At 46.1% G+C, this 23,107-nt stretch carries 16 protein-coding genes; 8 read left to right on the top strand and 8 right to left on the bottom strand.

Features of this window, described 5'->3' with window-relative positions; genetic code table 11:
- Nucleotides 1-10 precede the first annotated feature (10 nt).
- The 6 genes from GOL65_RS13810 to GOL65_RS13790 form a co-directional block, all read right to left on the bottom strand.
- Complete coding sequence (locus tag GOL65_RS13810; protein WP_140920617.1) at nt 11-1,378, bottom strand: hypothetical protein; 1,368 nt, start codon at nt 1,376-1,378, stop codon at nt 11-13.
- Nucleotides 1,375-7,038 carry an AAA domain-containing protein gene (locus GOL65_RS13805; RefSeq protein ID WP_218652034.1) on the bottom strand — a complete coding sequence of 1,888 codons (5,664 nt, stop codon included), beginning with the start codon at nt 7,036-7,038 and terminating at the stop codon, nt 1,375-1,377. Before GOL65_RS13805 ends, GOL65_RS13810 begins: the two co-directional genes overlap by 4 nt.
- Entirely contained in the window at nt 6,974-7,705 is a 732-nt protein-coding gene (locus GOL65_RS22065) for a serine/threonine-protein kinase (protein WP_218652033.1), read from the bottom strand. Before GOL65_RS22065 ends, GOL65_RS13805 begins: the two co-directional genes overlap by 65 nt.
- Nucleotides 7,706-7,726: 21 nt before the next feature.
- Entirely contained in the window at nt 7,727-8,356 is a 630-nt protein-coding gene (locus GOL65_RS13800; RefSeq protein ID WP_140920619.1) for a 4Fe-4S single cluster domain-containing protein, read from the bottom strand.
- Entirely contained in the window at nt 8,356-10,206 is a 1,851-nt protein-coding gene (locus GOL65_RS13795; RefSeq protein ID WP_140920621.1) for an AAA family ATPase, read from the bottom strand. Before GOL65_RS13795 ends, GOL65_RS13800 begins: the two co-directional genes overlap by 1 nt.
- 251 nt (nt 10,207-10,457) lie before the next feature.
- A complete protein-coding gene (locus GOL65_RS13790) occupies nt 10,458-10,859 on the bottom strand; it encodes a hypothetical protein (protein WP_140920623.1) in 402 nt (133 codons plus the stop codon).
- Between the two features lie 255 nt (nt 10,860-11,114).
- On the opposite strand from GOL65_RS13790, the gene GOL65_RS13785 reads away from it, so the two are divergent.
- The 4 genes from GOL65_RS13785 to GOL65_RS13770 are packed head-to-tail and all read left to right on the top strand — an operon-like array spanning nt 11,115 to nt 14,645.
- Complete coding sequence (locus tag GOL65_RS13785; protein ID WP_140920625.1) at nt 11,115-11,834, top strand: 4'-phosphopantetheinyl transferase family protein; 720 nt, start codon at nt 11,115-11,117, stop codon at nt 11,832-11,834.
- 57 nt (nt 11,835-11,891) lie between these two features.
- The gene (locus tag GOL65_RS13780) at nt 11,892-12,917 is read left to right on the top strand and encodes a hypothetical protein (RefSeq protein WP_140920627.1); all 1,026 of its coding nucleotides are present in this window, start codon (nt 11,892-11,894) and stop codon (nt 12,915-12,917) included.
- A gap of 40 nt (nt 12,918-12,957) precedes the next feature.
- Nucleotides 12,958-14,262 carry a hypothetical protein gene (locus GOL65_RS13775; protein ID WP_140920628.1) on the top strand — a complete coding sequence of 435 codons (1,305 nt, stop codon included), beginning with the start codon at nt 12,958-12,960 and terminating at the stop codon, nt 14,260-14,262.
- Between the two features lie 23 nt (nt 14,263-14,285).
- Nucleotides 14,286-14,645, top strand: a complete 360-nt coding sequence (locus GOL65_RS13770) for a hypothetical protein (RefSeq protein WP_140920629.1) — start codon at nt 14,286-14,288, stop codon at nt 14,643-14,645.
- Nucleotides 14,646-14,701: 56 nt separating this feature from the next.
- Here GOL65_RS13770 and GOL65_RS13765 read toward each other — a convergent pair whose 3' ends face one another.
- Nucleotides 14,702-16,036 (bottom strand): NCS2 family permease, encoded by a 1,335-nt coding sequence (locus GOL65_RS13765; protein WP_140920630.1) that lies wholly within the window; start codon nt 16,034-16,036, stop codon nt 14,702-14,704.
- A 256-nt stretch (nt 16,037-16,292) separates the two neighbouring features.
- Here GOL65_RS13765 and yieH point away from each other — a divergent pair, with 256 nt between their 5' ends.
- From yieH to mdtD, 4 genes are all read left to right on the top strand, one after another.
- Nucleotides 16,293-16,961: a 6-phosphogluconate phosphatase gene (gene yieH / locus GOL65_RS13760; RefSeq protein ID WP_140920631.1), complete on the top strand. Its 669-nt coding sequence runs from the start codon at nt 16,293-16,295 to the stop codon at nt 16,959-16,961.
- A gap of 114 nt (nt 16,962-17,075) precedes the next feature.
- The gene (mdtG, locus tag GOL65_RS13755; RefSeq protein ID WP_140920632.1) at nt 17,076-18,320 is read left to right on the top strand and encodes a multidrug efflux MFS transporter MdtG; all 1,245 of its coding nucleotides are present in this window, start codon (nt 17,076-17,078) and stop codon (nt 18,318-18,320) included.
- Nucleotides 18,321-18,610: 290 nt separating this feature from the next.
- The gene (locus tag GOL65_RS13750; protein ID WP_140920633.1) at nt 18,611-19,330 is read left to right on the top strand and encodes a FadR/GntR family transcriptional regulator; all 720 of its coding nucleotides are present in this window, start codon (nt 18,611-18,613) and stop codon (nt 19,328-19,330) included.
- A 3-nt stretch (nt 19,331-19,333) separates the two neighbouring features.
- Nucleotides 19,334-20,725 carry a multidrug transporter subunit MdtD gene (gene mdtD / locus GOL65_RS13745; RefSeq protein ID WP_140920634.1) on the top strand — a complete coding sequence of 464 codons (1,392 nt, stop codon included), beginning with the start codon at nt 19,334-19,336 and terminating at the stop codon, nt 20,723-20,725.
- Nucleotides 20,726-21,032: 307 nt separating this feature from the next.
- Here the strand turns inward: mdtD and kup are convergent, their stop codons facing one another.
- On the bottom strand, nt 21,033-22,901 hold the full coding sequence (gene kup / locus GOL65_RS13740) for a low affinity potassium transporter Kup (protein ID WP_140920635.1): 1,869 nt from the start codon (nt 22,899-22,901) through the stop codon (nt 21,033-21,035).
- Nucleotides 22,902-23,107 lie beyond the last annotated feature (206 nt).

The following is a 23,107-nucleotide window of genomic DNA, read 5'->3' as shown; positions in this document are numbered from 1 at the left end:
ACAATCCGCCTTAATCAAGACTACGGCTCCCTTCACCACGATAGCGGTAATCAACCTGTTCTGCTGGTACATCTGCCGGTCTGGCGACTTTAAGAGGGGATTCTCCTGCCGCCAGCGCACGCTCTACGGTTAACCTATCACCGGTTTCTGCCAATATTTGCTGAAGCTGTTGATGTTCACCACACCAGATTGACTCAATATCAGCATCAAGCTGGGTATCTCGCTGTTCTGAAAACGCCACCGCCCGAACCTGAAAACGTTCACTTCCTTTAGCGCCGGCTAATTCCAGACCGTAGCCCGGTGTCGCCGGTTTGCGAATCACGACTTTACCATCATCAAGCCATGCTTCTGCATCACTCTCACGAACTTCATATCCCAATTTTGCCAGCCCATCGAGAACCGCTTCACGTCTGGCTAACGCAGCAATATCTTGTTGCTGTTGTTCTGTGGCGGCCTGAGCGACGGTAATAGCTTCAATCAATGGTTGTAGCTCGCGAGAGGTGAGTACCAGATTTAATCTCTCAATCAGGGCTGAAATTGCTGGAGAATGGTAGCTCTCAAGTCCGGCAAGCAGTAAACCGAGCTGTTGCCTTTTTTCTGTCACAATTCTGGCATGGCGGGTGGCCTGCGCTAAATCCAGAATCAATGAATCCTTTAGCATGTTCCAGTTTGAATCTTGCGTCAGTCGATCCAACTCTGCTGCGCGCTGCATAAAAAGAGCGATATCTTGTTGAGGGTCTAACACTGTCAGTTCAGCAATATGCCGATCAATTCGCTGTAAAGATTGACTGCTGTGGTGATCACCCTGCTGCATTATAGCCTGTTGCCCTTCGGACATAGGTTCTTTTAAACGCTGGGCCAGCGCCTGCTGTGCTTCTGTCAGACGGGCTGGCTGTTGGCCAATCATCAATATAGCCTGACTTAATATCTTTTCTGCGCTGCTGGTTTGCTCACCTTTTGTCACTTCATCAAGCTGTTGTAACAACGTTTGCTGTTCCGGCATTCTTTGTTGCAAGAGATTCAACAACATTGCGGCATTTTCCTGCTGCGCACGCTGATGCTGGCGTTGCACAGTATGTTGTTCAATCAGCGCTTCCTGCATCTGCTCAATATCCTGGCGAACAAACTCAATCATGCCGGGGATTTGTTCAGTTAAGTGGGCAAATGCTTCCGCGCTATAACGGTGAATATCCTTTTGATATTGCTTCATTTCCTCAAAGCGCTGACGTATTTGTTCAATCTTCAGCGCATCCACTTCACTATATTGTTGGTTAACCGCCTCCCATTGTTTCATCAGCGCGTTCAAACAGGCCATTGAACGGCGATATTCTGCGATATCCTCACTTCTGGCTCGAATAACATGTACAGATGAACTCATGGATTTTCCTCGCTTATATTTTCAGAGGTGATGGCAGCAACCTCAGGTTGTTCTGCATTGATTGACTGCAAAATGGCCTGTTTTAAACGAGCTTGTTCCTCTGGGCCATTGTTATACCAATTTTGTATTGAAATACGGTGGCGATATGGTGCAACCCGCTTCAACACCAACGGGCGCCATAACTCACGGGCTCGGGCATGCTGTAGCAAGCCATGGCGTGGCATATCGCACTCAATTCCCAGCAGATAGCGTCCCGTTAGCGGATCTTCAATAATACAATCAAAATAGAAAGCACCTTCCTGACGGGAGTCAGCAATCAACCAACCCTGAGAACGAATATACTCAACAACCGACGCAATAAAACCATCATGTTGTTCTGTCTGGGCTCTGCTGGCTAATTCTGTCCGGTTCATTCGCTTTAGTAGCGCCTGACCGTTGGCAAATTCACCCGTTGACAGGCTGCGGGCATATTCCAGATACCCTTGCAGAAAATCGCGAGGAATATCAGGCTGACGGCGGGTAGAGAGCAAATCAGAAATCTCTTCAATTGGCATAGAAGACATAATCATTACCTGCTTTCTGGCACGGGTAATGGCAACGTTTAACCGTCGCTCACCGCCCTGTTGGCCGAGAATACCGAAATTACGCCGGAAAGTACCCTGATGGTTACGTCCAAAGGTAGTGGAGAAGATAATCACATCCCGCTCATCCCCCTGAACGTTTTCCACATTCTTCACAAAGAATGACATATCCTCATCATCTTCCAGCCGCTGCTGCTCTTCATAGTAAGCCAGACGGAACCCCTCATCCTGCTCCGCTTTCGCCTCCAGGACATTTTGGATCAGCTGGGCCTGCTTCTGGTTAAAGGTCACCACACCAACGGAAGGGCGCTGAGCGTAAGGCTGTTGCCAAATTTCTGCCAGCGTAATGGCAACCTGTTCGGCTTCCTGCTGGTTACTTTGATTCTGATACAGCCCATTCACCATGATCAAAGAGACCGGTTTAACCGCATCAATAACTTTGCCGGAGTGCTGTACCGGAATATTTAAGCGATTCTCATAAAATGCATAGTTAGAGAAATTAATCAGCTCCCGATAGGCAGAACGATAGTGGATTTCCAGCGTTTGTACTGGCAATACCGTTCGGGCCAGATGCAATAAGTCCGGACAGTCGCTAATTTGCCGATAGTTCCAGTTCTCTGCTGCGGCTTCCTGTTGGCTATTATCCGCCTCAAGTTCGTCTTCATTATCGTCTGCATCGTTATCAACAATGCCCCTGCCAGAGAAGAAGGTGGATGGCGGCATCTGTTTCTCATCGCCGCTGACCACCATATTCCGGCTACGAAACAGGGTAGGCAGTGCAAACTCTACCGGCATCTGCGAGGCTTCATCATAAATCACCGTATCGAACAATCCGGCTTTTAACGGCAGTACCTGACTGGCAACATCCGGCGTCATCAGCCAGACTGGTCGCAGTTGCATCAATCCCCGAGCCGTTCCCTGCTCCATAAACTCCCGCAATCGCCGTGCCCGTTTCCCCGTCAGGCGGGTGATCTCTTCCCACGCCCGCAATGGGCTAATATTGTTGGTTTTGATAACTTCAGTGAGTTCCAGCCGGTTCAGTGCCCTCATTTGGCTATCCGCATTCGCCAGCTGTTCAATCTTGTCATTGATGGTGGCTTGCTCCTGCAGCAATATCGGTGAACGCCACTCCATTTGCTGTTTCCAGACTAAACGCACTTCGCGATCCAGCGCCCGGGCCACCACCAGCTCCAACTGTGACTGACTGAAACCATGCAGAATTTTCTGTTGCTGGCGCAAAATCTCCAGCACCGTCAGACAGGTCTTATCCAGTTGGGCTGCAACAGGGCGAAACTGTTGATAAGCAGCCAGAGACGGTAATGCCGCAGTAATCGCTTCAAGGGAATAAGTCAGCGGACGATTCTGATGAATCGCTAAAGTAAACTCATCGCTTGCCGATGCTTCCAGCCAGTCCCGCAGGTTTTCCAGTGCGCTTAAACTCGCTGCCCGTGCCTGACAGCGGTTAATGGCGGCGGTAATTTCTTCACATTCCCCCTCAAAACCAGCCTGCTGATGTTCAATAATCGCCGGAATCAATCGGTTAATATCAGGCGAAACAGACAACGGCTGATACAGCGAAGCACTGCGTCGGAAATCTCGCAGAGTGGTACCCAGTTGGTTAGCCAGCTCCAGGCTATCCAGCAGTCCAACCTGCGGCAAATTCAGACGTTGATGCAGGCGGTTAAGCTCTGTTCTGACTCCGCGCCATTGCTGCTCGGAACGAGCAGAAATTAACAAACGCATCACGGTGTCATGGCTGTTTTGTAGCCCTGTTTGTAATAAAAACGCTCTCAATTTACCGCGGCGCAGATAGTAGAACGGATTCAATGCCTGAAGAAAACCGCGCTTTTCGGTCTCTGCCGTAGCGGCAGCAATCAGCTGTAGCAACAGCTGACTGTCACAATTAGCCAAAGGTTCAAACAGCAGTTGGTCGCAGCCGGAGGAATCTATTTGCTGTAACCGGGCGGACAACTGCTCCAGTTGGGCCAATATCTGCTCACCTTGCACAATACTGCCGTGATAAGCGAAAAATAGCGGTAACCACCGGGCCAGATTTTCCCATTCGGCGGAAGTTAACAATGCCAGCGATGCCCGACAATTCGCTAAACTTTCCCGATATTCACTCTCTTCCGTTACCTCAAAAGCACGATGCGGGTTAGCCAGAATCACATCCCGTTGCTGTTCTGCCTGACAAAACCGTTCAAAACGAGCGAAAAAATCAAACAACGTAGCCTGATTTGATAAGAAGGGACTCAGTTGTACCAGTGGGCTTTGCTCGTAATTCGCTTCCAGCCATAACGCAATGCCGGGAATAATTGCCAGTTTGATATCTTCTATTTGTTCAAGAGAATAACGCTGCAGTATCGGTTGTAGCGCAGGAACCTCCAGACGATCCGGACAGGCTTCCAGCTCCATCAACTCACCTAATAATGAGCGGTAGCTGATACCCGTCTGTTCATCTGATTGATACAGAGCCTGATAGTAACTATCCAGCTCCTGCTCCAACCGATCGAGATGGCGACCGCTCTTTTTTCTGGAGGTAACCCACGGATTAACTTCGCTGGTTTCAGCCGGTTTATATAGTGTCTCAAGCTGAGCTCGCACATTACGAATAATGGTATCGCGATCTTTTTGCGCATCTTTCACCATCACAATGCGATCGCCCAATCCACCAGCCATTATGCGTTTAAATACGACTTCGAGTGCTGCTGGCTTCTGGCAGATAATCAACAGACTACGTTTTTGACCAATGGCGTCAGCCACCATATTAACGATGGTCTGACTCTTGCCGGTGCCCGGCGGTCCTTCAATCAATAATCCTGGCGCATTACGCGCCGCCAGAACCGCGGACTCCTGAGAAGGATCGCTGGCGGCGGTAAAATAGCACTCACCCGCGCTGACAGGCTGCCTTACAGCACTCATATCCGAGTTCAGGCCGAGCGCCGTTTCCAGCGCAGTTCCTCCCGGAGATTGGGTACTCAGCTGACGCAAATCTTCACTGATTGCCTGACCAATAAACGAGGCATGAAACAATACCGCAGAGCACACCAGTTGACTGGCGTTTTCCGGCACTTCAACATCTAACGGCGGTAACCTGACCAGTTGATTCTCGCGGGCTGCTACTAGCGTAGAGAAGCTCTCCATCACCTCTTCGACACTTAAAGCCGCCTGACTCAACAGTTGATCTGCCACCTCTTGCCAACGTTTTACTGATGGAATACCAACAAAGTTTTCCAGTGCAGGGTTTAGACGTACTGCGCCTCGATCATGGTCGAAACGCAGGCTGGCAACCCCTCGAATACCCGCTTCCATATTGATATTTACCGGCCACAGCAGCAGAGGCGCAATACGTGGCTTCATCTGTTTAGGCTGGGTATTAATCAACAGAAAAGGGAAACCGAGATACATGCCATTAATACCGGTATCCCGCATATAGAGCTGAGTCTGGGAATTCAGCGTGCGCAACCGTCCACTCACCAGCTCATTATCCAGCAGGGTCTGGCTATCGACGGGAATTGCCTGCCGATTGCGCGTCAGCAAATGATTAAGTAGCGCTTCAGAACTCTTTTTCTCTCCACCCAGTTCATAAAGGTCCACTCGCCCTGCATGGGGGCTGATACTCATACGAACCAGTGAACCTCGCATGGTAGAGGCGGTTATTTTTCGGGTAAAGAAATCCAAAACCTGATGAATATAGCGCTGTTTTTCCGGCACCATCCAGTGTTCTGGCGGTATCGCTAGCATCACCAGCACTTGTTCCAGTGGCAGACGACGTGTCAGTAAAAAGCGTTCTGCCCAGCTATCAATATCAGCGATATTACTGCGGTTAAAACCATCCAGGCGATCCGCCAGCTGCTGATAAATATCGACGCGGGGAAGAGTCAGTAGCTCCCGTGACTCCTCCCGGTCGAAATTTATTATGTTGTAACGATCGGCCAACGTACTGGCTTGCACCAGCAGGCTTTCTGCTGAGGTAAACTGTCCGATATCGGCACTTAACAGCAGAATCAGTTCATCTTCATTCAGGTTGCGCCGGTCGATTAGCGTCCTCAGTCCACTATGGGTGGTATCCGGAAACAGCTTGCGCTGTTCCTCCCAAATAGCCAATAGTCGGGCCCGAGAAGTGGCCAATAAATGGATACGCAATGCCTCTTCATCAAAGGCTATTCTCAGGCTTTTTCCCCGCTGCCGGACTTTTATCTGTCGTATTTTTATTTGTGACAGCCAATGGCCCGATTCCATCTGACCAAGTAAATCGGGCAATGGACTGAGTAATAACTCATAACCTTCCAGCGGATGTTCCAGCAGCCAGGAAGGTGTCACAATCTCCCCCTGAAGAATCAGCGGCATATTTGGGTTCAGCAGTTTTAACACCAGCATCAGACGATAGTTATCATCCAAATCCGTCAGTTCGGCCACCTGCTGTAGCATGGTCAATAGGGCGTCAGCCAAACCGACCTGCTGTGCCCATGACGTTATGGCTCCATGCTGCATTAATTCCAGCGCTTCTTGCCAGTATTGGTGTCTGGCGGCCGCTAACGCAAAAATAGCAGGTTGAGTATAGTGCTGCTGATTTAGCGTAATGCCAAAATTTTGGTTACCAGAGACAGAAAGGGTTTCATCCGCTACCGCTACTGGTCGGCCATCCAGCCAGGCTTGTACTTCTGGCCACTGCCAGCGCTGATGACGATCGCGGGTTAATAGTCCCCGCAGCAGAAGACGTAAATTCGCATCCAGACTTTCAGGCAACGTTATGCCATTAGCCAATACCTGAATTAAAAACGCGTGAGGATGAATATTTTCAAAACAGCGGCCCTGAGTCACTTGCTCCAGCAATATAATTCCCAGACTCCACCAGTCAGAAGCTGCTGCTACGCCGCCGGCTAATGTTTCTGGTGCACTATAGCGACTAATTTCCAGTGGAGAAACGATATCCAAATCGAACTCAGACAGGCAGGCAGAACCAAACTCGATAATAACGATATCTAACGGGTGGCGGGTGCGGATCAGCAGATTAGCAGGTCGAAGGTCGAAGGTCGCGATGGCGCAAACCATGCTCAGAAAAACTGGATAGTGCACTTCCCAGCTCACGCACAATATGGGAAATTTCATCCGGCTGCCAAAAGTCACCCTGGGTTGCAGAATCTGCCAGTGAGCCGCCTGTCAGTTCCTCAGCCACCTGCCAGGCCCGATCGTTCCAGCGGCCTGTTTCTATAATCTCTGGCACGTGCTCACGCGGTAGCCTGCGGATGACTTCATAAATGGCCGGATCAGGTTCAGCACCATAGGTATACAGGGTCAATACGCCATGCTGACCGCTTTGCTGATGCTGTGCCTGATAGCGTTCGCGAATACTGTCATTACGGTTTATACGACGTAGAACTTGCCAGTTTCCAATGCAAGTCACGCTATCCGTATCAGCAACTTCCCCGGAGACAGAAAGTGAAACATCCGAATTATCTGAAGTGGCAGTAGCGGCATCCGCACCGCACTGCATACAAATTAAATCGCCCTCTTCCATCAGATGGCCGTTCTGGCAATGGGTAGCAGCTGATGGCGTAGCTATGCTTTCAACCGCTTCCTGAGCCACATCTTCAGCGCTGATAATGGCAATCGGTCGCCAGCCTTCTGCATGAATGGGTTCGGAAGAGAGATCCCAGCCGCAAGAATGATTGTCGATGTGCCCCTCACAGAAAATTTCTGTTAATGCACGTTCCGTGTGGCAATTTGGGCAAAAACGCATCATAGCGATAAATTCCGAGCCGGGTTATTTAGTTATTGGAGCAAAATGATGCCCCTGTTGTTGAAGAATCACCTGTAAACGAGCCATATCATCGCGACGGGGAATACCTATCAAGTTTACTATCCCCTGCCCATCAATAGTCATATCCAGGGCTTTTTCTTTATCGTTTAACGGTTGGTCAAAATCACCAAAGTTTACCTTCCCGGCCTCAGTCAACAGGTGTAACACCTGATTATCACTGCCTCTGAGTTTGATGGTCTGTGGACTATCCTGCTCAAAGGGGCCGGAAACCAGCGCATCAATCAATCCATTCATCGTATCAAGATAAGCGCTGATGGCCGTATATGAATAACCGCTAAACACCAGAATATCACCTTGAAAATCCTGACGAATCGCATGCAATAACGCGGTCAATGCCTCTGGCTGATCGAAGGGTTCACCACCGGAAATAGTGATACCATCCGCCTGTGAATACCAGGGGCGGATTTGCTCTATCAGAGCCTCTGTTGCTATTTTTTCCCGGGTAAAACGCCATGTTTCCGGTGAAAGACAACCAGCACAACGAATTGAGCACCCCTGAAACCAGATACCAATGCGCTTTCCTGGTCCCAGCGTGGTGACGGGAAAATGTAACCGCGACAGGCCAATTGCCATCAGAATGATGACTCCTGTTTGGTCAACACTAACTGTGTTGATTCCCCGGTGAGTAAACCTGTTATCTGGTAGCTATCTCCCGGTTGCGCATCTATATCAAACAGCACACGAGAAAGAGGATTAACCAGATGCGCTTCCAGATGGTTACGAATTCCCCGTCCACCGTTAGATAAATCAGCCAGACAGAGCTGGCGTAACGCATGTAGCGCCGTTTCACTGATGGTTATTGTCAGATCGAGCTTGGTTAATCCTTCCAGCGTATTCTCTACCATCTGGCTGAATATCTGCTCCGCCACTTCAGGACGAATAAAGTCGAAGACAATAATATTTTCTCCGATACGGTTAAGCAGTTCAGGACGGTTGAGCACCAGTTTAAAGTGACGCTCAATTTCTGCTTTCACATTTTTTTGCACCGTTTCAAATGGCTCTTCAGGCCTTACGTTAGCCACGCGCTCGCCGCTGTTATCCAGACGATAAATACCCAGGTTGGAGGTAAAAATAATCAGCGCTTCAGAAAAATAGACCCGATCGCCACGGCCGGAGGTCAGCACGCCATCGTCAATAATCTGTAGAAATTTATCCATCAGACGCGGGTGGGCTTTTTCTATTTCATCAAACAGTACTACGCTAAACGGCTTTTCCCGAATGGCATTGGTTAACTCACCACCGACGTTATAACCAATATAGCCCGGAGGAGCACCAACCAGACGTTGATCCGCATGTTCGGCGCTAAATTCTGACATATCGAAGCGAATATAAGCACTTTCATCACCAAACAGTAATTGGGTGACGGTTTTTGCCAGCTCAGTTTTCCCTACCCCGGTAGGCCCGGCCAGAAATACTACACCACGTGGTCGCCCACCCTGTTTCCCTCCGCCAACACCGGTTACAGCTCGCTTGATAATATCCAGCATATGGGTAACGGCATGAGTCTGCCCCTTCACCCGTTTTTGAATAATGGTTCCGGCGTTACGGATTTTATCTTTTTCGATTTTTAACCATGGGTCTTCAGTAATTCCCACTTTATAACGACGAACTGCATCACTAATACGTTCCTGGCTAACCCCTTCAATACGAGCCAGTTGAGCAATAGCATTCATATCCAACAGCAGTAACCCTTCAGTTTCATCAACAAAATCCTGCGCGTTTTTTTCCTGCATTGTGGCATCTTCAGACTGCCCGGATAGTGAACGCAACAATGCTGGCGCTAATGCCCGACGCGCAATCCGATCCGGTTTAGCCACCGGAATATGACGGATACGCGGATTATTTATCAGAAACCAGTCAGGTAAATCCCCCTCTTTTTCCACCACCCACAGCACGGTATTAAAGAAAGCCTGGCGCTGTTCACCACAGGGGCGCGCACGGGCCTGATGAGAGAGCACCAGCGCACGGGTAAACAGGTTATGTTCTACAGGAGAAAGGTTATCCCGATGGTTAATCAGGCAAGAGGCAAAATCGACGATTAATGCAACCGGTTCTCCCGGCAGCTCAATCAATCTCTCCAGCATGCTGCTTAGCAGATCAATCCCACCGCTGACCCGACCTTCAACAACATTCAGACCAAGCTGACCAAGTAATTTCTGCGTAGGGGTAGGATCGTCTCCCGGTGGTACCATTGGCGCGAAGCCATTGAGAGGATTAAACACAATAATATGCTGATAGCCCGCCTCCCTCAGCGTATTATGCAACGCCTGATTAAACGGCAAAGGCGTTACAATATCGGGACTAATCTCACTGGCCTGAAGATCCCGAACGTTACCAGAAAGCACAAACTGACTTTTCAGCGGTAAAAAGCGTAGCAAATCACGCATCCAACGGGGTTTCTGATAACGATAATGCTGCTGCATTGAGATTCCTTTCTGTGCTTTTTCTGCGAGTGCAGTGATTGTACTCCCTCAGAATAAAAATCCGAACCATCCAGATAGCCAACCGGCATGATATATGTTCAATAATGATTACCGACAGAATAATGCTATCTAATGCATTAAATTGGTTAATAAAAAACGAGGTAAAACAGAAAGATAATTTAGAAAGAAAAAGCAATCAGGAGAGCTGGATGATAACGGATAGTTATTAAATAACTATCCGTTAAATTATCTTATTTATTATAAAGTTGTTGCTGTGCTAATAAACGATTTTGAATTTCTTTATTTAGATCGGATACCCAATCATTATAATCACTTGGTACTTTATCAGTACCAGGATTTAGATTCTGACTACCAACATACTCAATCGAATAATTAGCTAATGTATAAGGAATACGAATTTCTGCTGAACTGTCATCTGTTACCAACTTACCGGTAATCAATCCGTCACGCATCTTTTTCATTTCCCAGTGCTGCGCTCTGCCCGAATCAATAATTGCTTTTTCTACCTGAGGCATTACAAAAGCACCATTAATATCTGCGTTCACATTACGGGCGACTCGGGTACTACAGCCTGCAATAAGCGCAACTGCCAATACACCCAGCAGCAATGACTTTATTCTTTTCATATTCATGCTATCTGTTCTCCATTAATATATATCTGAACTAACTATCCAATAGTTATTCATATGTCCTGATTGTCACCTGCCCAAATGATACCGCAATACTTTACCATTTAGCTACTGAGGAAAAGAGCCACATTACGATAGCTAATTAAACTTTATGAAATAACCAGATATGATCAGAATTACTTCAAAAACAAACGCATTACTGGCCTGAAATTCTGATGGCTTTTTGACAGCACAATAGTGCCAGCCTATCATGACAGCATGAATCTAAATGCGACTAACATTACCATTGCAACGCTGCGCCTGCCGAATGAGGAATGGTTACCCACTCAGCAATCGCGGCTTTCGCTATCCATTCGGCAGCAAGGGGAACTGTTTAATCCTAAACGTCGCCAGCAATATATTTCTGGCCGCTGGCTGTTGGCCGAGTTAATGTTCCATCAGCTTGGCTGTTCTGAACTTCCTGCTGTCATCACCTCCGATAATGGGCGCCCAATTTTCACCGACGCTGAATTGCCTGATTTTAATATCAGCCACAGCGGTGAATACATTATGGTAGCGCTGGTACAAAGCGGTCGAATTGGATTAGATGTAGAACATATCCGCCCCAGAAGAAAGCTGATGGAGTTAGCACAATACAGTTTTAGTGATGATGAATATCAGTGGTTAATCAACTTACCGGAATCCAAACAAACTGATGGTTTTTGGCAGCTCTGGACGCTGAGAGAATCGGTACTAAAGCTTTCGGCTAAAGGCGTCTGGCAGATGAAGCAGATTCAAATTAAACCACAGCAAAAGACGCTATTTGCTGACTTCCAGCCCGAGTTATTTTGCATTACCAGTCGCCATCATGATATCGCCTGGGCCATTAGCACTAATTTAGCCGTTCAGCATATTGAAAGCTGGCTAGCAGACAGTGAAAAATGCATTCTCAGCCCAATGAAGTTGCCGCAGTTAGTGGGATTCACTACACCAAAGTAAGCTAAAAATGCTATAACGAACCATCAGGAACACAGACAGGGAATATTTGGCTTAATTATGGCACTCTCCACCGATGAACAAATTGCGCTATTAGCAAATCTCGCCAGTCAAAACGTGATTACCGAGCAGGAAAGACGAAAAGCCATTGCCTGCCTGCTGTCCGGAACCGCTAACGGCTTTGACAGTGAATCAAGTGCCATCACCTGGTTATTGAATAACAAAATTATTGCTGCCCCACAGGGAGAGAGTGCCGCTGAAACACCGCCACAGGCAAGTTCATCAACCAGAGTCACTCAGCCAGAAAACCGTATTAGTCCCCAACAGCAGCAGCATCTTGATTTATTGACTCAGCTTCACAATACCAGTTTTATTGATGATCAACAGTTTGTGGATGCCCGTTCGCTGCTTTTGAGCCGTAATGACCTCAAATTTAATACCTCTTACCACCTTTTCTTATGGTTGGTGGAACAAGGGGTTGCCCAAGAACAAGTAGACCATTCAGCCGCCCAGCGTTCTATTCAACGAGAAGCCAATCAGCCCGTGATCGTTCAACAGGCACCACCAAGATCGGTCAATCAGCCAAAGAAAAAGAGCGGATTTATAAAGAGTAAATTGCTGCCTTTTATTCTATTTATGATGTTTATTAGCTGGGTAAATAAATGCAGCAAAACTGATAAACCAGACTCTGAACTGCAGAACGTTGAATCTATCGCCCCATTGCCGGCAACAGATATCCCCCCAACGTCAGCAACACCCTCAGTCAGATCTGAACAACCTGTAACTCCAGCTCCGGAACCCGTAGTAGTCGCAGCAAATTGCGATCATCCAATGATTGTTCAGAGCGTTTTAAACGCACTAAGAAAACATTATAAAGAGAAGCATCCTCATGAAAAGATGCCTCAATTCTCAGCAGGAAAAATCATTCAGACCAACGATTCTAATGCTTTCCGCCAGTGCAATATGCGCATAGTACCTTCCGATGGAGAATCCATTTCTTATCATCTGGAGCCCGGTAATAATGTAAAAAATGATGTCTCCATGACCATCTCCAGCTTCCATGGGTATGACAATGACGATGAATAACCCGTCAGAAAACGAATAATAATTACAGGAATAATCAGAAATGTCAGATAACACTCAACGGACGGAGCTGCTTACCCGACTGTATGAACAAAACCTGATCACCGAAGATCAACTGAGTCGGGCAAAGCTCTACCTGCAATTTATCTCCAACGTTAGCTTTGACTCTCAGGATGGTGCTATCGATTGGCTACTGGAAAATCGAATCATCAGTGAACGTCCGGTAACCAACGAACCTGCGATAGAACAAGAAACCGTTGAAGAAAACCAGCCTGAAAATATTCCTGAACCAGAGGCTGTTGAAGAAAACCAGCCTGAAGATATTCCTGAGCCAGAAGTTGTCGAAGAAAACCAGCCTGAGGATAATACTGAGCCAGAGATTGTTGAAGAAAGCCAGCCTGAAGATATTCCTGAGCCAGAGATTGTTGAAGAAAACCAGCCTGAGGATATTCCTGAACAAATCATCCCTGAAGAACTCGCCTCTAATTCCGAAATGGTTATTGAAAAAGTAGCCACTGAATCTGCGGTTATCGACAATTTCCAGCCGGAATCACCTAATATCGAACACGATGAAACGTCGTCTACCGATAGCAACGTGCTGGAAATGCTAATGCTGTTGTACTATTCCGGCATTCTTAATGAACGCACGATAAAAAGAGCTAAGACAGTACTTTCCCAACATCCTGATATTCATTTTAAAGACAGTGATGAGCTACTGGCGTGGCTTGAAAAGCGCGAACTGGTAAAAAAACCACCAACCAATTCGCCACAAAAGAAAAAGAAGAAATCGGCTAAAACTAAACAATATATTACTCCCCCTAAAAGCACGGTAAAACTACCACCATCAGTAACGCCAGCATCAGCTCCCGTCAAAAAAAGTAATGGAGGGGGATGCCTTAAGAAATTGCTGATTATTGCGGTTGCAGTCGTCATTCTTATCGTTTATTTCACGCCGTCTACAGCACCGGACTGCAATAATATAAAAATTGTTCAACAGCTAAACCAAAGCTTCAATGCTATTGATAACGCAAAACCATCAACGAATAACATCAGACTTCAGAAAATTATCGGTCAGCCAATTTTTTACCGACTTAATTCAATAGCTGGAATGAGCCAAACGACTTATAACGACGAATCGCGTGTACGCAGTTGTACAGCCTCAGTAACCTATAAAGCCTCAGGAAGAGATAAAACGGCTACCGACATTGTCGAAGAGTTTAACTATCAGGTAGTGCCAACCAGCAAAAGCGATTTCACTGTTAATATTGAAGACAGAGATAAAATTATAAGAAAAGTTAACGGTGAAAATGCCTATTACAATATGCTGAGTGAAAAAGAACAGGCATAAAAATCGCGTTTCTGGCGGGTCTGATGCAGTTGGATAAAATTATTAATGGCGGTAATACCGGCAAATACATCATCTCTATGCCGGAAAAAGTCACATGGATTAAAATCCTTAGCGAATGTGAGGTAACCAAAGATCCTTATTATATCTGCCCTCTTGCCGTTGGATATAACGATGGTTTGATGAGCCGGATGCTTGACGACGCTAACAAAGATAAAGAACTGGAATTATATATCGATATGCCAGTGGTTAAGAAAGATGATCAATGGTATCCAACTAATGGTTTTTTCAGCGTGTTTCTGACCGCTTATCGGGAAGCTCATCAGGCTGTTGAGGAAAAAAAACAAACGGAAACACCTTCATCTCCGGCTATTCAGACTCACTAATTACTGGAGACAATAAAAAACCGGCCTGAATTTCAGGCCGGTTTTTTTCAATTAAATTAATGATCGACAAAAACAATCTTAATCAAAAACAGTAAAGCAACAATCAGTACGCAAGGATTAATTTCTCTCCAACGGCCAACGCCCGCTTTCATTACACAGTAAGAGATAAAACCTAAAGCAATCCCTTCGGTAATAGAGAAAGTAAACGGCATCATTACTGCAGTAATAAACGCTGGTGTTGCTTCAGTTAAATCATTCCATTTCACACGAGACAGGCTGGAGGTCATCAGAACCCCCACATAAATCAGCGCACCAGCAACGGCATAAGGCTGAACCATTTTCGCCAATGGAGACAGGAAGATAACCAGCAAAAATAACAGACCAACCACAACCGCCGTCAGTCCGGTTCTTCCACCAACAGAAACCCCGGAAGAGCTTTCAATATAGGTAGAGATAGAGGACGTACCCAAATAAGCACCAGCGGTAGAAGTAATACTGTCCACCATTAATGCCTGTTTCATACGTGGGAACTTACCATTTTCATCTGCCAGTCCGGCCTTGTCGGTTACCGCAATTAACGTACCGGAAGAGTCAAACAGGTTAATCAACATAAAAGAGAAGATGATGCCGGCTAAGCCAATATCCAACGCCCCTTTTACATCTACCTGACCAACAATACTGGCAATACTTGGCGGTGCAGAAAATACGCCCTGATAGGTTACATCACCCACCAGCAGGCCAATACCTGTGGTAACCACTATGGAGATCAGTACTGCCGCATGAATATTTTTTGCCGCCAGTACTGCAATAATAAAGAAACCTAAAATACCTAACGCAACATTCAGCGAGGTCAGGTTACCTACTGCCACCAGCGTATCAGGATTCGGTACAATAATACCGGCGTTTTTCAGCCCCATCATCCCGATAAACAGACCAATACCGCTGGTAATACCCACACGCAGGCTAACCGGGATACTGGAGATCATCCAGTAACGAATCCGAAATAGCGTCAGCAACAGAAAACCAAAAGAGCCCCAGAAAATAGCGCCCATGGCCACTTGCCATGAATGGCCCATCGCCCCAACCACCACGAAGGCAAAAAAGGCGTTTAACCCCATGGCTGGCGCCAGTGCAACCGGCAGATTGGCCAAAACCCCCATAAAGATGCTACCAAATGCAGCAACCAGACAGGTGGTAACAAAAACGGCTTCGGTATCCATTCCTGCCACCCCTAAAATTTGAGGGTTAACAAAAACGATATAAACCATAGTTAAAAAGGTGGTAAAGCCAGCTACAATCTCAGTTCTGATGGTTGTCCCATGTTGATTTAACTGAAATATGCGCTCTAGTAATCCTTGCCCATTAGCAGGTCCAGAAACTGGTTTGTTCATTTTGATATCCGGGAAAAAGATGAAGTAATGGAAAACTAAGCCGCTACATATACCAAAATACGCAATCGATTACATGAATTATTTAAGTTTTTATCATTAAGTTCTTACTCTGACAGGTCGTTTTGTACTACAAACCATATGATAAGTATCAAAAAATTCAAAATAAACAAAGGGCTATCATTTTTTGAAACGCTGTTTTAATATATACAATGCCACATGGCATGAAACACATTGGTCACTTGTAAAGGAATAAATTATGCAACCGGTTGAATGCGTGCTGTTTGATAGTGATGGCACCTTAGTAGACAGCGAGATTTTATGTTGTGAATCTTTTTCTAACGTTTTTAAGAGCTATGGCATTCCACTTTCTACAGAAGAGTGCATAAAACAGTTTAAAGGAACTAACCTTTATAAAGTGTTTGCTCAAGTCAGAGAGACCTATGGTCTCGATCAGCCTGACGAAAAACTGGAGAAAGAGTACCGGCAGGATATGGCACGGTTGTTCGAACTGAGCCTGAAGCCGATTGAAGGGATCCGTCCTTTGTTGGAAGGCATTACTGTGCCTATGGCCGTTGTTTCTAATGGTCCGGTCAGCAAAATGCAGCATTCTCTGGGGCTAACCAAACTGATCGATTTCTTTGGCGACCACTTGTATAGCGCTTTTGATATCCAGCGTTGGAAACCCGATCCGGCACTATTGGCATTTGCCTGCGATAGTCTCGATATTCCATTGGAAAAATGTATTTTAGTTGAGGACTCCGTTGCAGGAGCTCATGCGGGTATTGCTGCCGGTATTCCGGTATTTTACTACTGTGCCGATCCACACAACCAGCCAATCGATCACCCTCTGGTCACCACATTCTATAATATGAGTGAACTACCGGAGTTATGGAAAAAAAGAGGCTGGAATATTTATCAGTCGTAAAATTGATTTACCGCCCTGTTTTAACTGAATTCCGGTTTTAAAAGGGCGGTATTAGTGGCATTCTGAGATTGTGTATTAAACACTCGCCGTAATACCACTCTATGCAGGTCAAACATGCCAACAGAAGATCCCGACACGATAGAACTCACTGAACCAGTTAACTGGCAGAGAAATCTGATGGTGGTTTGGATTGGATGTTTTCTCACCGGGGCAGCCTTTAGCCTGGTGATGCCTTTCTTACCTTTATATGTAGAGCAACTCGGCATAACCGGCCACCGTGAACTGAATTTATGGTCAGGTCTGGTTTTCAGTATCACCTTCCTGTTTTCTGCCCTGGCTTCCCCATTTTGGGGCGGGTTAGCGGATCGTCGTGGTCGAAAACTGATGCTGCTTCGCTCAGCGTTGGGTATGGCAATTATTATGGTATTAATGGGATTGGCCCAGAATATCTGGCAGTTCCTTGGGTTACGCGCAATGTTAGGTGTATTGGGAGGATTTGTACCCAACGCCAATGCGCTAATAGCCACTCAGGTACCCCGCAACCGTAGCGGATGGGCACTGGGAACCCTGTCAACCGGGGCTGTTAGTGGAGCCCTGTTAGGGCCACTGATTGGTGGTTTTCTGGCTGACCGTTATGGTCTGCGTCCGGTGTTCTTTATTACCGCCAGCGTACTGTTTATCTGTTTCCTGCTGACCTGGTATGCGGTTAAAGAGCAGTTCACCCGAGTACATAAAAAAGACATGTTGAGCGGACGACAAGTTTTTGCCTCACTGAGTAAGCCCAAACTGGTACTGGGACTATTTGTTACCACCATGATTATTCAGGTAGCAACTGGCTCTATTGCACCAATTCTGACGCTGTATGTGCGTGAAATATCAAATAATATTGAGAACCTGGCTTTTATTAGCGGATTTATTGCTTCCGTCCCCGGCTTTGCTGCCCTGTTAAGCGCACCACGATTAGGTAAATTAGGCGATCGCATCGGGCCGGAACGTATTTTGATAGCCATGCTGATTTTCTCCATTTTGGTACTGATCCCCATGGCATTTGTGCAAAATCCTTGGCAACTGGCAGCACTGCGTTTTCTGTTGGGGGTGGCTGATGGCGCACTATTACCAGCGGTACAAACCCTGCTAATTTATAATTGCAGTAATCAGGTAGCCGGACGAATATTCAGCTATAACCAATCATTTCGCGATATAGGTAATGTTAGCGGCCCACTACTGGGTTCCGGCGTAGCCGCAACCCTCGGGTTTCGTGCAGTATTTATCGTTACTGCTATAGTGGTATTGATTAATGCCGTCTACTCTTATTGGTTTCTGGCAAGAAAAGTACATGAGCCTCCGCAGGAAGAGTAATTTATTTCCAAAAAGGTGTTTCATCCGCTAAAACTATTGTTAGAGATTCGTTGTTTATCCCAAATACAGAAAATTTATCCGCAATTAACCCTGATAGATAATTCCTATCTTATTTATTTAACTGGATTAAATACGTTATCGATTGCGTGTGATCATAATATGGCGAAGAGTTTGTTATTTTATCGCCTTTTATGGGATAAAATGAGATGTTCCTCGTTGAATAACAACAAATAATAATTATTAAAAATCAAATAGTTTACATTGATAACCGCGAAAGGATACTTAACATAATGCAATTTAATGTTCAGCAGCAGGCTGCCCATCGAAATCTGTCTTACCTGGTTGCAGAGAAGATAGCGCACCGCATTTTGTCTGGCGAATTTGCAGCAGAAAGCATACTGCCGGGTGAAAATGAACTCTGTGAAATATATAGCGTTAGCAGAACCGCTATCAGAGAAGCAGTGAAAATGCTTACCGCTAAAGGAATGTTACTTGCCCGACCGCGGATTGGTACGCGGGTTATGCCTAAGTATTACTGGAATTTTCTCGATAAAGATCTGCTTTCATGGTGGATTAGCAAAGATAACTTTTTTGAAGTTACTCAACACTTTGTGGTACTACGCCGGGCGTTAGAGCCTCAGGCAGCAGCTCTGGCTGCAATGCACGCCAGTAATGAACAGCGCTATCAACTCTCGCTTTTAATGGCAGAAATGCGCTCATTACATAAAGATTTCGATGCTGAAAAATGGATACAGGTGGATACGGAATTCCATAAGCTTATCTACAATGCCAGCTGCAATCCGCTTTTGACATCTTTCTCCAGCCTGTTCAGTTCGGTCTATCAAACCTACTTCAGATCGGTAACCAATAATGAAGTGATCAAGCTGGAACACCATCAATCCATTGTTGATGCTATTCTAAAAAAGGATAGTGCCGAAGCACTTAAGGCTACACAGGAATTATTAGAAAAGGACATTAAGATTTACAGTATTGAATCAACCGCAGGATAATGAATGACTCAATCAGCGCGTAGTGTAGCCGGCCTCCCCTGGATTGCCGCTACTGCGTTCTTTATGCAGGCTCTGGATGCCACCATATTAAACACGGCGATTCCAGCTATTGCTAAAAGTCTTAATCATTCCCCTTTGGCAATGCAGTCGGCCATTATTAGCTATACGCTTACTGTTGCCATGTTGATTCCCATTAGCGGTTGGCTGGCCGATCGCTTTGGCACTCGCAAAGTCTTCATGATTTCTGTTTTATTGTTTGTGCTTGGTTCACTGTCATGTGCCCTGTCACATTCATTATCAATGCTGGTTATTTCGCGAATTATTCAGGGTGTGGGCGGAGCGATGATGATGCCCGTTGCCCGCCTTGCACTATTAAGAGCCTATCCTCGCAGTGAACTATTACCCGTATTAAATTTTGTCACCATACCCGGATTAATTGGCCCTATTGTTGGCCCGTTATTGGGGGGATGGTTAGTCACATACGCCACCTGGCACTGGATATTCCTGATAAATATTCCTATCGGGCTAATAGGAATGTTCTACGCCCGTAAATATATGCCTGACTTTACCGTTCCCGGTCGTAAATTTGATATTTTAGGCTTTCTGTTATTTGGCTTAAGCCTGGTGATGCTACTCAGCGGATTGTCACTGTTTAGCGAACGCATTGTTTCAACGCAATTAGCCATACTGATCTTTATTTCAGGAATAATTTTACTTTTCCTGTACGTGTGGCATGCTCTTAGATACCGGCATCCGCTGTTTCATTTATCACTATTTAAGATCCGCACTTTCTCCGTTGGTATTCTCGGCAGCATCGTTTCGCGCTTAGGAACCGGAAGCGTTCCTTTCCTGATGCCGCTAATGCTACAAATCGGCTTTGGCTATTCAGCGCTGATAGCTGGCTGTATGATGGCTCCAACCGCCGTTGGCTCACTGCTGGCTAAATCGATAGTCACTAAAGTGCTGAATAAATTTGGTTACCGCAATACGCTGATTGGCGTTACCCTGCTAATTGGCGCAATGATCTCTCAATTCTCACTACAAGACCCGGCAGAACCGCTCTGGATGCTGATAATTCCCCTGTTTCTTATGGGAATGGTAATGTCCATACAGTTCACCGCCATGAATACCATCACGCTGGGTGACTTAACCGACAAAACCGCCAGCTCCGGCAATAGCCTGATGGCAGTAACCCAACAGCTATCCATCAGCTTTGGCGTCGCCGTCAGCGCAACCGTACTTCACGCTTACGAAACCTTCTCCAGCGGAAACACCATCGACCATTTCCACTACACCTTCATCACCATGGGCGTTATCACCTTCTTATCCTCACTGGTATTTATCATGCTAAAACCTGGCGACGGGGATAATTTGATAGCAGGAAGAAAGGATTAATAATAATTATCTCTGGATAAATTTAGCTGTTAGCGAAGCTAATCGGAGGGAGAGCTTTCCGTTGGGGTCGACTTGGCGTTAGCCAACGACAAACAGGCAAAGCCTGTTTGAACAGCGCTAGCGCTGGCCCGAAGGGCAAAATACCAAAGGTGTTTTGTAACGGCCCCTAGGAAAGGTAGGCCCGACGCACTCCGAACTTAAGTATTGATGGTCTTCCGGCCGAGCACAAAGGAGATATGTACAATATCGTCTTTACGGCCGGAATATCCTCATAGCTGATTAAAAATATAACTATAATTCGAAGAAATTAGATATCTATCTGCGTCCCCAACTCAATCACCCTATTCGGCGGTATCTTAAACTGGTCCGGAGCCCTCAACGCATTACGATTAAGCGCCAAAAACAGCTGCCCGCGGATTTTTAAATACCACGGACGTTTACCTAATTTCACCGATTCGTGGGAAAGGAAGAAAGAGGTTTCCTCCATGCTAAACGACAGCCCCTCCAATCCACACAGATAGAAGATGTTTTCAACATTTGGCGTTTCTTTATAACCATAACTCGACACTACCCGCCAAAACGACGGTGAAAGCTGCTCAATTGTCACCCGCTGAACGTTATGTACATAAGGAGTATCAACAGTTTTTATCGTCATCAGAATGACTCTCTCATGCAGCACTTTGTTATGGGTTAAATTATGCAGCAAAGAGAATGGAATAACGTTGGTAGTACGAATCATAAACACCGCAGTTCCCTTCACCCGGGTAGGCGGATTCTTTTCCAGCGAAGCAATTAACGCTTCCAGAGAATTACCATGCTCATGTAAACGACGCAGCAGACGGAAGCGTTCGCTTTTCCAGGAGGTCATCACTATAAACATACACAACCCCAGCAGCAACGGTAACCAACCGCCGGAGAACACCTTAACGGCGTTAGCTGAAAACAGTGGAATATCAACAAACAGTAAAACCGTCAGAATAGTGACGGTCGCAATACGCGGCCAGTGCCAGTTCTGATTAGCCACAATACAAGAGAGTATTGAGGTAATCACCATGGTTCCTGTTACGGCAATACCATAAGCGGCGGCAAGATTACTGGAGTGTTTGAAAGTCACAATAACCAGTACCACAGCAATATACAGCAGCCAGTTAATCACAGGGATATAGATTTGCCCCGCCTCCATATCAGATGTGTGCAAAATTTTCATTGGTGGTAAATAACCTAAATGCACCGCCTGCCGGGTCAGCGAGAACACACCAGATATAACCGCCTGAGAGGCAATAACCGTAGCCAGTGCGGCCAAAATCAACAACGGAATTAATGCCCAATCAGGCGCCAGCAGAAAGAATGGATTTTTTATCGCTTCCGGGCTTCTTAGCAACAGAGCACCCTGACCAAAGTAATTCAGAACCAGACAGGGCAATACCACGGTAAACCAGGCATAGCGAATGGGCATTTTGCCAAAGTGCCCCATATCCGCATACAACGCTTCCACACCGGTAATAGCCAAAACTACAGCCCCAAGTGCAAAAAACGATAACGCCTTATATTCAAGGAAAAAGCCAATCGCCCAGGAAGGATTCAATGCATACAACACTTCCGGACTGGCCATAATGCTGCGGATACCCAATAAACCAATAACAAAAAACCAAAGCAGCATAACCGGAGCAAATACTTTACTAACACCACCGGTTCCGTGCTTCTGAATACAGAATAGAATGGTTAACACAACTACCGCACAGGGAACAATGTAGGCATCAAGAGAAGGAGCCAGAATCTCTAACCCTTCCAAAGCGGACATTACGGAAACTGCCGGAGTAATTACCACTTCACCGTAAAAGAAGCTGCCGCCAATCAGGCCAATAATCACCACAAATGCGGTTTTTTTATCGCTGGCATATCTACCCGCCAGAGACATTAGCGTCAGAATACCACCTTCACCGGCGTTATCTGCCCGCATAACAAAACTCAGATACTTAAGGGATACCACTAAAATAAGCATCCAGAAAATTAATGACAGAAAACCAAAAATGACATCCGGTTCAACGCTAAATCCATAGTAGCCCGAAAAACATTCTCTTAAGGTATAAAGAGGGCTGGTACCTATATCACCATAAACCACACCAATTGTGGCTAACATGGTTGCCGGCAACGAGCGTTTATTATCTGTACTCATAATTGCTTCTTGTATCCGCGTTTTTATGCGGTGGTTAGAGAACCAAAGGCATAATGATAACTATCTGCTCTATATAAAGCAGATATGAATAATATATTCCATAACGACGTTTGTTTTCCCTGATTGATCTATTTTAGTTGGAAAGTAAAAGTATTACTAATCATTGATCTGCTATAATTTTTTAACTAATTATTATTCAGTCGTCC

The sequence above is a fragment of the Limnobaculum xujianqingii genome (assembly GCF_013394855.1).
GTDB classification, from domain to species: Bacteria; Pseudomonadota; Gammaproteobacteria; order Enterobacterales; family Enterobacteriaceae; genus Limnobaculum; species Limnobaculum xujianqingii.
The sequence above is the reverse complement of the archived record's forward strand: the minus strand, read 5'-3'. Positions and strand labels throughout refer to the sequence as shown.

Bases quoted from the DNA above. Each gene is read 5' to 3' on its own strand.
- mdtD (WP_140920634.1), top strand. From the start codon at position 19,334: ATGACTCAATCAGCGCGTAGTGTAGCCGGCCTCCCCTGGATTGCCGCT.
- GOL65_RS13800 (WP_140920619.1), bottom strand. From the start codon at position 8,356: ATGGCAATTGGCCTGTCGCGGTTACATTTTCCCGTCACCACGCTGGGA.
- GOL65_RS13785 (WP_140920625.1), top strand. From the start codon at position 11,115: ATGAATCTAAATGCGACTAACATTACCATTGCAACGCTGCGCCTGCCG.
- GOL65_RS13790 (WP_140920623.1), bottom strand. From the start codon at position 10,859: ATGAATATGAAAAGAATAAAGTCATTGCTGCTGGGTGTATTGGCAGTT.
- GOL65_RS13770 (WP_140920629.1), top strand. From the start codon at position 14,286: ATGCAGTTGGATAAAATTATTAATGGCGGTAATACCGGCAAATACATC.
- mdtG (WP_140920632.1), top strand. From the start codon at position 17,076: ATGCCAACAGAAGATCCCGACACGATAGAACTCACTGAACCAGTTAAC.
- GOL65_RS13795 (WP_140920621.1), bottom strand. From the start codon at position 10,206: ATGCAGCAGCATTATCGTTATCAGAAACCCCGTTGGATGCGTGATTTG.
- GOL65_RS13765 (WP_140920630.1), bottom strand. From the start codon at position 16,036: ATGAACAAACCAGTTTCTGGACCTGCTAATGGGCAAGGATTACTAGAG.
- GOL65_RS22065 (WP_218652033.1), bottom strand. From the start codon at position 7,705: ATGATGCGTTTTTGCCCAAATTGCCACACGGAACGTGCATTAACAGAA.
- GOL65_RS13810 (WP_140920617.1), bottom strand. From the start codon at position 1,378: ATGAGTTCATCTGTACATGTTATTCGAGCCAGAAGTGAGGATATCGCA.
- yieH (WP_140920631.1), top strand. From the start codon at position 16,293: ATGCAACCGGTTGAATGCGTGCTGTTTGATAGTGATGGCACCTTAGTA.
- kup (WP_140920635.1), bottom strand. From the start codon at position 22,901: ATGAGTACAGATAATAAACGCTCGTTGCCGGCAACCATGTTAGCCACA.
- GOL65_RS13750 (WP_140920633.1), top strand. From the start codon at position 18,611: ATGCAATTTAATGTTCAGCAGCAGGCTGCCCATCGAAATCTGTCTTAC.
- GOL65_RS13775 (WP_140920628.1), top strand. From the start codon at position 12,958: ATGTCAGATAACACTCAACGGACGGAGCTGCTTACCCGACTGTATGAA.
- GOL65_RS13780 (WP_140920627.1), top strand. From the start codon at position 11,892: ATGGCACTCTCCACCGATGAACAAATTGCGCTATTAGCAAATCTCGCC.